The organism is Parvibaculum sp. (assembly GCF_002684405.1).
Lineage (GTDB): Bacteria > Pseudomonadota > Alphaproteobacteria > Parvibaculales > Parvibaculaceae > Parvibaculum.
The window spans coordinates 1-10,874 of record NZ_NYVD01000176.1; the positions used below are offsets into that span (position 1 = coordinate 1).

Consider the following 10,874-nt stretch of genomic DNA (forward strand, 5'->3'; position numbering starts at 1 on the left):
TCACGCCGTCGTCGGACCGCGAGGGCGCGACGGCGACGCCGTTGGACCCGATGGGCAGCGTCGCGGCGCCCGGCAGGAAGGCATCCTTCTCCTGCTTGGAGAGTTCCTTCGATTTGCCGCCGATGCGGCCTTCGAAAACGCCAATCAACGTCTTGTCGAGGCCGTAGAAGAAGGGCGTCTTGAACACGAACCCTGCCGCCACATCCTTACCGGTGAAAGGCAGGAAGCCGGGTTCCACTTCGTCGGGATGCTTCACGGCGTAGAAATTCACGCCTTCCGCATAGCCTTCCAGCACCTTGCGCACATCCGCCGGCAATTTGTCGTAATTCGCGTTCACCGCGTCCCACACGCCCATCAGCCGAACCAGATAGTCGGTGATAGCCGCCTTCTTGCCCTGATAGGCCGCAAGCTTGCCACGGGTGGCGATGGCGACATTCTGGATGGTGGAAAAATCGTCTTCGGAATGGGCAAAGCCGAGCCCGAATGCGACATCGGCGTCGCGCGGCCCTGAAATATGAGGAATGCCGTATTCGTCCCGCTTGATCTCGGCGTCATAGCTTGCCGCCTTAGCGAGAATCAGGGCCGGATCGACCGCCGCCGGGGCGTCCATCGCCCCGCGCACGAGAATGACCGCCAGGGTAAGGGCGACGAGGCCGGCAAGGGCCGCAAGGCCCACTTTCAGATAGCGAAGCATGGGATGGTCCGGTTTTGACGTTTCTTTACCTATCGCCCTGACGGCCGATCTAGGGGGCAGGGTAACCGGGCTGCGGCCCCGCGCAAGGCCTGCGGCGCCTCGCCGCTTTCCGCGACGGCCTCAAGCCTCTATATCTCGGGCCCGGCGGCAGCAGCCAGGTTCAGACACACGCGGCCCGAGGAGACGAGTTTTGGCATTCGATTTTGCAGGCATGGCCGTGTGGCTCATCTTTGCCGTGCTCACCGGCGCGGCCATCTGGGCGGTGCTTCGCCCGCTCATCGCAACGCCAAAGGACAAGCCCGCCTCGGAAGCGGAATTCGAGGTGACGCTTTATCGCGACCAGCTTGCCGAAATCGACCGCGACCTGGCGCGCGGCACCATCGGCGAGGCGGAAGCGGAATCCGCGCGGCTGGAAGTGTCCCGGCGTTTGCTTGCCGCCGACGAGGAAGCCCGCAAGGGCGAACCGGACGAAGCCGGCGGCCCGGGCACACGCAAATGGGTTGCGCTGGGCATCATCGTCCTGGTGCCGCTTTTCTCGCTCGGCATTTATCTCACGCGCGGCTCGCCCGAAATTCCCGATCAGCCGCTGCTCGCGCGCCTCGACAAGCCGGCACAGGAGCTGCCGCTGCCCGGGCTCATCGCCAAGGTGGAGCGGCATCTGAAGCAACATCCCGACGACGCGCAGGGCTGGGCGGTACTGGCGCCCGCCTATATGCGCATCGGTCAGGCGGATAAAGCCATCGACGCCGTCAGCAGATTGATGGCGATCAAGGGCGAGAGCGCCGACCTTTACGCCGAGCGCGGACAGTTGCGCGTACTCGGTGCGCGCGGCGAGGTGACCGATGCCGCGCGCGAGGATTTCCGCGCGGCGGTGAAACTCGATCCGGGGCACCCGAAAGCGAATTACTATCTCGGCCTCGCCGACATCGAGGACGGCAAGAAAAAGGCCGCCGAAAAGCGGTGGCAGCAGCTTGTCGACAAGGCGCCCAAGGATGCGCCCTGGCTGCCGGGGCTGAAGGCGCGTCTTGCCGAGTTGAAGTCCGGCACGCTGAACGCGCAGCCGCCGACCGGTGCGGCCGGGCCCGGCCCGAACGCCGCCGATGTTGCGGCGGCGGGGCAAATGAGCCCCGAGCAGCGCCAGCAGATGATCGAAGGCATGGTGGCGCGGCTGGCATCGAAGCTGGAGGACAAGCCCGACGATCTGGCGGGCTGGCAGCGCCTTATCCGCGCCTATCGGGTACTCGGCGACGACGAGAAAGCGGACGATGCGCTCAACAAGGCGAAGGCGCATTTTGCGGATAATCGCGACGCGCTGAAACAGCTCGACGCAGCCGCCCGAACGCAACAGCCCCCCGGCGCGAACTAATCCCCGTCTTTCCTGCGCTCCCTATCCTGATCGTCCGAACAGGAAAGGGAGCTGATGATGCTGAGCGATCTCCAGAAGCGAACGGCGCAGGCCATCGTCAATGTCTTCGAGACGGGGCATGTGGGCGGCGATTATGCCTGCGTGATCCTGCTCGCGGGCGACAGCGGCGGGCTGACCTATGGACGGTCGCAAACGACGCGCGTAAGCGGCAATCTTCACAAGCTGATCGATGCCTATTGCGCCGCGCCGGATGCGGCCTGCGCCACGCGTCTTGCGCCCTATCTGCCGAAACTCGCAGCCCGCGACAAAGCGCTGGATACGGACGATGTCTTTCGCGCCTGCCTGCGCGAGGCGGGAGCGGACCCCGTCATGCGGGACGTGCAGGATGCGTTTTTCGACAGGCTCTACTGGGCGCCCGCGTCACGTGAGGCCGCCCGGCTGGGACTGGAGGACGCGCTGAGCGTCGCCACGGTCTATGACAGCTTCATCCACGGCTCGTGGGCGCGGATGCGCGACTGCACGAGCGAGGCGGCGGGCACGCCTGCAAGCTGCGGCGCGCGTGAATGGACGCAGAGCTACCTCCGGACCCGGCGCGCCTGGCTGGCCGGTCACGCCAATCGCCTGCTGCATCGCACCGTCTACCGCATGGATGCGCTGCTGGCGCTCGCCGATGAGGGGAATTGGCGGCTGGACCTGCCTTTCACCCTGCGCGGACAGCAAATAACCCCTGAAAAACTATGGCCTTAACGCGCAAACCGCGACGATTTGCGTTTTGATGAGCGGGGCCCGGGCGCTATATCTTGCCTCGGATTTTCCGGAGACCCGACCTTCCAGCAAGCATGGGACCCCATATGACGCGCAAGCAGCGCCGCGCCGCCTTCATCGTCCTCGGACTGGCCATTCTCGGAGCCGCTGTCGGGCTGGTGCTCTACAATCTGAGCAGCAGCATCGTCTTCTTCTACAGCCCCAGCGACATCGCCGAAAAGGGCATCAGCCCCGGCGAAAGATTGCGGCTGGGCGGGCTCGTGGAGAAGGGCTCCGTCGTCAAGAAGGATTCGACCGACGTCAGTTTCACCGTCACCGATTTCGGCGACAGCATTCGCGTTCATTACAGCGGCATCCTGCCGGACCTCTTCCGCGAGGGGCAGGGCGTGGTGGCCGAGGGCGAGCTGGAGCCCGACGGCACCTTCAAGGCCGACACAGTGCTTGCCAAGCATGACGAAAAATACATGCCGCCCGAAGTGGCCGCCGCGCTGAAGAAGCGTGGAGACTGGCAGGGCGATGAAGATTTCGGCAAACCGCATACCGAGAAATACGGAGAGGGGAGCTATCCGTGATAGCCGAGACAGGCCATTTCGCACTCGTCCTCGCGCTGGCCGTGGCGCTTGTTCAGATGATCGTGCCCGCCTATGGCGCATGGAAGGGCGATCACGCGATGATGCGCGTCGGGAAGCCCGCCGCGCTGACGCAGCTTATGCTGGTCGGCATTGCCTTTCTGGCCCTCACGCTCGCCTTTGTGGTCTCCGACTTCTCCGTCGCGCTTGTCGCCAATAATTCGGCGGTGGACAAGCCGCTCATCTTCAAGATTTCCGGCGTCTGGGGAAATCATGAAGGGTCCATGGTACTCTGGGTGTTGATCCTTGCGCTTTACGGCGCACTGGTCGCGCTTTTCGGGCGCAACCTGCCCGACCGCCTGCGGGCGAACGTGCTTGCCGTTCAGGGCTCGGTCGGCGTCGCCTTCCTGCTGTTCATTCTTGCCACCTCCGATCCCTTCCTGCGGCTCGACCCGGCGCCTTTCGAGGGGGCGGGGCTCAATCCCATTCTGCAGGACCGCGCGCTCGCCTTTCACCCGCCCTGGCTCTATGCGGGCTATGTCGGATTTTCCATGACCTTCAGCTTTGCCATTGCCGCGTTGATGGAAGGCCGAGTCGATGCGGCCTGGGCGCGCTGGGTCAGGCCCTGGGCGCTGGCGGCCTGGCTGGCGCTGACCATCGGCATCGCGATGGGATCCTGGTGGGCCTATTACACGCTGGGCTGGGGCGGGTTCTGGTTCTGGGACCCGGTGGAAAACGCCTCTCTCATGCCTTGGCTGGCGGGAACGGCGCTGCTGCATTCGGCCATCGTCGCGGAAAAACGCGGCGCGCTCAAAAGCTGGACCATCCTTCTCGCCATTCTCGCCTTCTCGCTCTCGCTGGTCGGGACCTTCCTCGTGCGCTCCGGTGTGCTGACATCGGTCCACGCCTTTGCGGTGAGCCCGGCGCGCGGCGTATTCGTGCTGGCGATCCTCGGCGTCTTCGTGGGCGGCTCGCTGACGCTATACGCCTGGCGCGCCCCGATGCTGAAAACGGGCGGGCTCTTCGCGCCGATCAGCCGTGAGGGCGCGTTGCTGCTCAACAATCTTCTGCTGACGGCGTCGGCGGCGGCGGTGTTCATCGGCACGCTCTATCCCTTGCTGCTCGATGCGGTTGGCGGTCCGAAGATCACCGTGGGGCCGCCCTTCTTCAACACGACCTTCGTGCCGCTCTGGGCGCCGCTTCTCTTCATGGTCCCGTTCGGCCCGATGATGAGCTGGAAGCGCGGCGACTTCGTCGCAGCCGGGCAACGCCTGATCTTCGCCGCCGGTGCCGCCTTTGTCGTCTGCCTCACGCTTTACGGCGTGGTGAGCGACGGGCCCTGGCTTGCGCCCATCGGCATGGCCGCCGCCGTCTGGCTTGTCGTCGGCGCGCTGTCGGAAATCGCCTGGCGCGTAAAACTCTTCACCGCGCCCGCAGCCGAAAGCTGGCGCCGCGCCCGCGGCCTGCCGCGCGCCGCATGGGGCACGATGCTCGCCCATGGCGGTCTCGGCATCGCGGTGGCGGGCATTGTCGGCGTGACGGCCTGGAAGTCGGAACGCATCGTGGCCTTGCCCGAAGGCGGAACGACCTCGATTTCGGGCTATGAGCTGACGCTGGAAAAGGTCGGCACGCGCGGCGGGCCTAACTACGATGCGACGACCGGCGTGGTGCGCGTGGAAAGGGACGGCGAGTTCGTGACCTTCCTGCTGCCCGAACGCCGCCGCTATCCGACCGAGCGACAGGAAAAGACCGAGCCCGCCATCTACACGACGGGGTTCTCCGATCTCTATGTCGTGCTGGGCGAGGGGAACCGCACGGGCGAATGGGCCCTGCGCGCCTATGTGAACCCGCTTGCGCCGTTCATCTGGCTGGGCGGCATGGTGATGGCGCTGGGCGGCCTCGTGTCGCTGACCGACCGGCGGTTGCGCGTCGGCGCGCCGCAGCGGGCCAAAGCAAAAGGGCGCAATGCTACCGCGCCAGCGGAGTGAGGCATGAAAATCCGGGCGCTCCTTCTCGCATTGCTGTTAGCGCTGACGCCGGTCGCGGGGTTTGCGGCCGTCTCGCCGGACGAGCAGCTTTCCGATCCCAGGCTCGAAGCGCGGGCGCGCGAAGTCTCCAAAGAGCTGCGCTGCATGGTCTGCCAGAACGAATCCATCGACGATTCCGATGCGGAGCTTGCCAAGGATCTGCGCATGCTGGTGCGCAAGCGCATCCTCGCCGGCGATACCAACGCGGAAGTGAAGCAATATCTCGTCGCGCGCTATGGCGAGTTCGTACTGATGAAGCCGCCTTTCCAGCCTGCGACATGGTTGCTCTGGCTGGGCCCCGGCGTGATCCTGCTGGGCGGCGGCATCGGCGTGATCCTCTTCCTGCGCCGCTCCTCCCGACGTGACGAGAATGCGATCGGCAATCCGGCGCTCAGCGAAGCAGAGCGCCGCCGCCTTGACGAAATCGTGAAGGACGAGCCGTCGGAATAGCTCCTGTTTTCCGGGCCGGTGGCGGTTAGAATAGCCGTCCCGAACGGAAAGAGGCCTTCATGACGGATACCGCCACGCAGACGCAGAAAGTCACCTTCAAGGGTGCGCTGGGCGAGGAGCTCGCGGCAAGGCTCGACAGCCCGAAGGGGCCTGTCCGAGCCTATGCGCTGTTTGCGCATTGCTTCACCTGCTCCAAGGATGTCTTCGCGGCGAGCCGGGTCTCGAAGGCGCTGGCGGCGCGGGGGATCGCCGTGCTGCGCTTCGACTTCACTGGCCTCGGCGCCTCCGACGGCGATTTCGCCAATACGAATTTCACCTCCAATGTGCAGGACCTGATCGCCGCGGCGGATTTTCTGCGCGAGGAATATGAAGCGCCCGCGCTTCTCATCGGTCACAGCCTTGGCGGCGCGGCGGTGCTGGCGGCGGCGCGGCGCGTACCGGAAGCGCGCGCGGTGGCGACCATATCCGCACCCTACAGTGCGGAACATGTGAAGGCGCATCTCCGCGATAGTCTGGACGAGATCGAAAGCGCCGGCGAGGCGGAGGTGCTGCTGGCCGGCAGGTCGTTCCGCATCCGCAAGCAGTTCCTCGACGACATCGAAGGCCGGACGCTTGCCGGCGAGATCGCCCATATGAATAAGGCGCTGATCGTTTTCCATGCGCCGCTGGACGAGATCGTCTCCATCGACAATGCGACCGAAATTTTCGCCGCGGCAAAGCACCCCAAGAGTTTCGTCTCGCTGGACGATGCGGACCATCTTCTGAGCCGCCGGAAGGACGCGGTCTATGTCGCCGACGTGCTGAGCGCCTGGGCGTCGCGCTTCATCGACGATAAAGGCCATGAGGGTGCGATGGAGCCACTGGAGGACGGGGTGGTCCGCGTGGAGGAAACGCGCGCGGGCAAACTCCAGCAGCGTATCGCCATGCGCGACCATGTGCTGACGGCGGACGAACCGGAAGATCTGGGCGGCATGGACAGCGGTCCCACGCCCTATGACCTGCTGCTCGCGGCACTGGGCGCCTGCACCTCCATGACGCTGCGCATGTATGCCGACCGCAAGAAATGGCCGCTGGAGCGCGTCAGGGTCGATCTCACCCATAAGCGTGTTCATGCGGAAGACTGCGCGGACTGCGAAACCGAGACGGGCATGATCGAGGTGCTGACGCGCGACATTACCGTCACCGGCGATCTGGACGAGGCGCAGCGCGAAAAGCTGCTGGAAATCGCCGACAAATGCCCGGTTCACCGGACCATCACGCATGAAATGCATATTCCGACCAAAATTGTCGGTTAGGCCCGTCACGCTGACGCCATTATTGATTGTTACCAGCTTGTAACAACCCTTTCATGATTGAGAAAGGTGATGGAAAGCATGCTCTCCGGTAGAGAGCAGACGGGTATCCCGCCGGATCTGGCAGGGGTGGAAGATCACGGACCCGGAATGGAAAGACCGGGCGAGGCAACACTCATCGAAGTGACAGGAGTTATCCAGTATGGAATACGCCGAAGAAACAGGCGGACGGAGCACGGCGAAAATGCCGGCACGCAAGACGCGCCTGGCGGTCGCCGCATTTGCCGTCGCAGGGCTTATCGGTCTTCAGGCCGCGCCCGCGCTTGCTCAGGAACCGCTGAACACGCAGGCCGCCGCGCCGTCCAAATCAGCTCTTCAGTCTCTGCCTTCCTTTGCCGATCTGGTGGAGAAGGTAAGCCCCGCCGTGGTGTCGATCCGCGTGGATGCCGAAGAGGAAGTGCAGAACAACGGCATGCCCGACCTGCCTTTCCCGCCCGGCAGCCCGTTTGAAAAATTCTTCCGCGACCTCCAGCCCAAGGGCAAGGACGGCAAGCCGCTCACCCGCAAGGCGCGGGCGCTGGGCTCCGGCTTCATCATTTCCGCCGACGGCTATGTCGTGACCAACAATCATGTGGTCGGCGGCGAAGCCAAGGAGAAGCTGAAAAACGCCAAGATCACCGTCATCCGCAAGAATGGCGACGAATTGCCGGCCAAGCTCATCGGCACGGATCCCAAGACCGACCTCGCACTCATCAAGGTCGAGCCGAAGAAGCCGCTTCCTTTCGTGAAGTTCGGCGATTCCGACGGTCTGCGCGTGGGCGACTGGGTGCTTGCCGTGGGCAATCCCTTCGGCCTTGGCGGCTCGGTGACCGCGGGTATCGTTTCCGCGCGCGGACGCGAGATCGGCGCCGGCCCCTATGACGATTTCATCCAGATCGACGCGCCCATCAACAAGGGCAATTCCGGCGGTCCGACCTTCGACGTGCATGGCAATGTGGTGGGCGTGAACACGGCCATCTTCTCGCCCACGGGCGGCAGTGTCGGCATCGGCTTCGCCATTCCCTCGGCCATGGCCGAAAAGGTGGTGGAAGACCTGAAGGACGACGGCAAGGTGACGCGCGGCTGGCTCGGTGTGGTGATCCAGCCCGTCGATAAGGACATGGCGTCGAGCCTGCAGCTCAAGGAGCCCAAGGGCGCGCTTGTGGCGCAGGTCACCAAGGACGGTCCCGCGCAGAAATACGGCGTCAAGGCAGGCGACGTGATCCTCGCAGTCAACGGCAAGAAGATGGATGACGTGCGCGACGTGACGCGCGAGGTTGCCGACCTCAAGCCGGACGAGAAGACGCCGCTGCGGATCTGGCGGGACGGCCGCGAAAAGACGATCACGGTCAAGATCGGCACCTATCCCGACAATGTCGATCTGTCCTCCGGTGGCGGCAACTCGCCCCAGGGACAGGGCAGCGTGGATACGCTGGGCCTTTCGCTCACCTCCGGCGATGACGGTGTCACCGTGACCGATGTCGACAGCAACAGCGACGCAGCCGAAAAGGGTGTCCGTCCCGGCGATGTCATCGTCAATGTCTCGGGCAAGGATGTGAAGAAGCCCGAAGACGTGGTGTCGGCGGTGAAGGCCGCGCGAGATGGCGGCAAGAGCTCCGTGATGCTCCTGCTGCGCAATGACGACCAGCAGCGCTTCGTGGCGCTCTCGGTCAAGGAAAAGAAGTAAGCCCTGAGGCGGGCCGGTGCATCGCGCACCGGCCCGCGCTCATGTGAGGAAAGTTCATGCGGATACTGGTGATCGAGGACGATCTGGAAGCGGCGGCTTATGTCGTGAAAGGTCTGAAGGAAAGCGGCCATATCGTGGACCATGCCGCCGATGGCGAAGAAGGCCTGACGCTCGCGCTTTCCGGCTCCTTCGACGTGATGATCGTCGATCGAATGTTGCCCAAGCGCGACGGGCTGAGCGTGGTGGAAACATTGCGCGAGGAAGGAAACCGCACCCCGGTTCTCTTTCTTTCAGCGCTGGGCGAGGTGGACGACCGCATCAAGGGCCTGAAGGCCGGTGGCGACGACTATCTCACCAAGCCCTATGCCTTTGCGGAACTGCTGGCGCGCATCGAGGTGCTGGTGCGCCGCGCCAATCCCGACCAGGTGCGCACGCGCCTTCAGGTCGGCGATCTGGAAGTCGACCTGCTGGCCCGCAAGGTCACGCGGGAAGGCCAGGATATCGATTTGCAGCCCCGCGAGTTTCGTCTGCTAGAATATCTGATGAAACATGCGGGACAGGTGGTTACCCGGACGATGCTGCTCGAGAATGTCTGGGAATATCATTTCGACCCGCAAACCAATGTGATCGACGTGCATATTTCGCGGCTGAGAGCCAAGATCGACAAGAATTTCGAACAGCCGCTCCTGCACACGATCCGAGGGGCCGGGTATTCGTTACGTGCTGCAGACTAACCTTCTCAGGACATCGACCTTCCGCCTGGCGGTCATCTATCTGGCGCTGTTCGCGGCCTCCGCGATCACGGTGCTCGCCTATGTCTACTGGAACACGGCGGGCTTTCTGGGCCGCCAGACCGACGAGGCCGTCCAGGCGGAGATTACCGGTCTCGCCGAGCAATATGCGCAAGGCGGGCTACCGCTTCTCGTGCACACCGTCATTCAGCGATCGCGCGATCCCGGCCAGAGCATCTATCTCGTGCTCGATCCGGCAGGCCGCGTGCTGGCCGGGACGCTCGACGGCAAACCCAATGTGCGGCCCGGTCCCGACGGCTGGTTCGATTTCGACTACCGGCGCAAGACCATCGACGGCAGCCTGGAGGTGAAGGCCGCCCGCGCCCGCGCCTTCTATCTGCCGGAGGGCTATTACCTGCTGGTCGGCCGCGACGTGCAGGAGCGGCGCGAGATCGAAGACCTCATCACCAATTCGCTCGTCTGGGCCATCGTGCTCACCGTGGCGCTGGGCCTGCTGGGCGGGCTCTTCATGAGCCGCAACATGCTGGCGCGCGTGGACGACATCAACCAGACCAGCCGCGACATCATGCAGGGCGACCTGTCGCAGCGCCTGCCCATTTCCGGCTCGGGCGACGAGTTGGACCAGCTTGCCCGCAACCTGAACGAGATGCTCGATCAGATCGAGGCGCTGATGACGGGCATGCGTCAGGTGACCGACAATATTGCGCACGATCTGAGAAGCCCGCTCAACCGGTTGCGCAACCGGCTTGAAGTGACCTTGATGCAGGATAGCTCGCCCGCCGACTACCGGATGGCGCTGGAGCGGACGATCTCGGAAGCCGACCAGCTTCTCGGCACCTTCAATGCGCTGCTGATGATCGCGCGCGCCGAAGCCGGTGCGCTGCGCGAGAGCATGACATGGGTCGATCCGGCCAATGTGGTGCAGGATGTCGCCGAACTTTAGGAGCCGGTGGCGGAGGAAAGCGACTTGACGCTGCGCATCGAGGCGCAGGAAGGCATGAGCATTCGAGGCAACCGCGAGCTTCTCTCTCAGGCCGTCGCCAACCTGCTCGACAATGCGCTCAAGCATGGCCGTCCTGTTTCCCCGGAGAGCGAGGGTGCGGCGATTACCGTCACCGTGGCGCCGGACAAGGAAAAGCCGGGACGCGGCGTGGTGGTGTCCGTCGCCGATCGCGGCGGCGGGATTCCGGAGGCGGAACGCAGCCATGTGCTGGAGCGCTTCGTGCGGCTGGA

General features: G+C 64.3%; 11 protein-coding genes. 10 read left to right on the forward strand and 1 reads right to left on the reverse strand.

Annotated elements, in window-relative coordinates:
• Positions 1 to 694: penicillin acylase family protein (locus tag CMI59_RS16425; protein WP_293329312.1), on the reverse strand; the 694-nt coding region annotated here is incomplete at its 3' end.
• 190 nt (positions 695 to 884) lie between these two features.
• On the opposite strand from CMI59_RS16425, the gene ccmI reads away from it, so the two are divergent.
• The 10 genes from ccmI to CMI59_RS16475 form a co-directional block, all read left to right on the forward strand.
• Positions 885 to 2,060 carry a c-type cytochrome biogenesis protein CcmI gene (gene ccmI / locus CMI59_RS16430; protein WP_293329313.1) on the forward strand — a complete coding sequence of 392 codons (1,176 nt, stop codon included), beginning with the start codon at positions 885 to 887 and terminating at the stop codon, positions 2,058 to 2,060.
• A gap of 54 nt (positions 2,061 to 2,114) precedes the next feature.
• Complete coding sequence (locus CMI59_RS16435) at positions 2,115 to 2,807, forward strand: chitosanase (protein WP_293329314.1); 693 nt, start codon at positions 2,115 to 2,117, stop codon at positions 2,805 to 2,807.
• 104 nt (positions 2,808 to 2,911) lie between these two features.
• The gene (gene ccmE, locus CMI59_RS16440; RefSeq protein WP_293329315.1) at positions 2,912 to 3,397 is read left to right on the forward strand and encodes a cytochrome c maturation protein CcmE; all 486 of its coding nucleotides are present in this window, start codon (positions 2,912 to 2,914) and stop codon (positions 3,395 to 3,397) included.
• Positions 3,394 to 5,382, forward strand: a complete 1,989-nt coding sequence (locus CMI59_RS16445) for a heme lyase CcmF/NrfE family subunit (protein ID WP_293329316.1) — start codon at positions 3,394 to 3,396, stop codon at positions 5,380 to 5,382. The genes ccmE and CMI59_RS16445 overlap by 4 nt, the downstream gene beginning before the upstream one ends.
• Before the next feature lie 3 nt (positions 5,383 to 5,385).
• On the forward strand, positions 5,386 to 5,871 hold the full coding sequence (locus CMI59_RS16450; RefSeq protein WP_293329317.1) for a cytochrome c-type biogenesis protein: 486 nt from the start codon (positions 5,386 to 5,388) through the stop codon (positions 5,869 to 5,871).
• A 59-nt stretch (positions 5,872 to 5,930) separates the two neighbouring features.
• A complete protein-coding gene (locus CMI59_RS16455; RefSeq protein ID WP_293329318.1) occupies positions 5,931 to 7,166 on the forward strand; it encodes a bifunctional alpha/beta hydrolase/OsmC family protein in 1,236 nt (411 codons plus the stop codon).
• A gap of 199 nt (positions 7,167 to 7,365) precedes the next feature.
• Entirely contained in the window at positions 7,366 to 8,889 is a 1,524-nt protein-coding gene (locus CMI59_RS16460) for a DegQ family serine endoprotease (RefSeq protein WP_293329319.1), read from the forward strand.
• A gap of 56 nt (positions 8,890 to 8,945) precedes the next feature.
• Positions 8,946 to 9,623 (forward strand): response regulator transcription factor, encoded by a 678-nt coding sequence (locus CMI59_RS16465; protein ID WP_167094173.1) that lies wholly within the window; start codon positions 8,946 to 8,948, stop codon positions 9,621 to 9,623.
• Entirely contained in the window at positions 9,610 to 10,584 is a 975-nt protein-coding gene (locus CMI59_RS16470; RefSeq protein WP_293329320.1) for a sensor histidine kinase, read from the forward strand. Before CMI59_RS16465 ends, CMI59_RS16470 begins: the two co-directional genes overlap by 14 nt.
• A gap of 6 nt (positions 10,585 to 10,590) precedes the next feature.
• The coding region (locus tag CMI59_RS16475; protein ID WP_293329321.1) for a sensor histidine kinase at positions 10,591 to 10,874 on the forward strand (284 nt) is incomplete at its 3' end.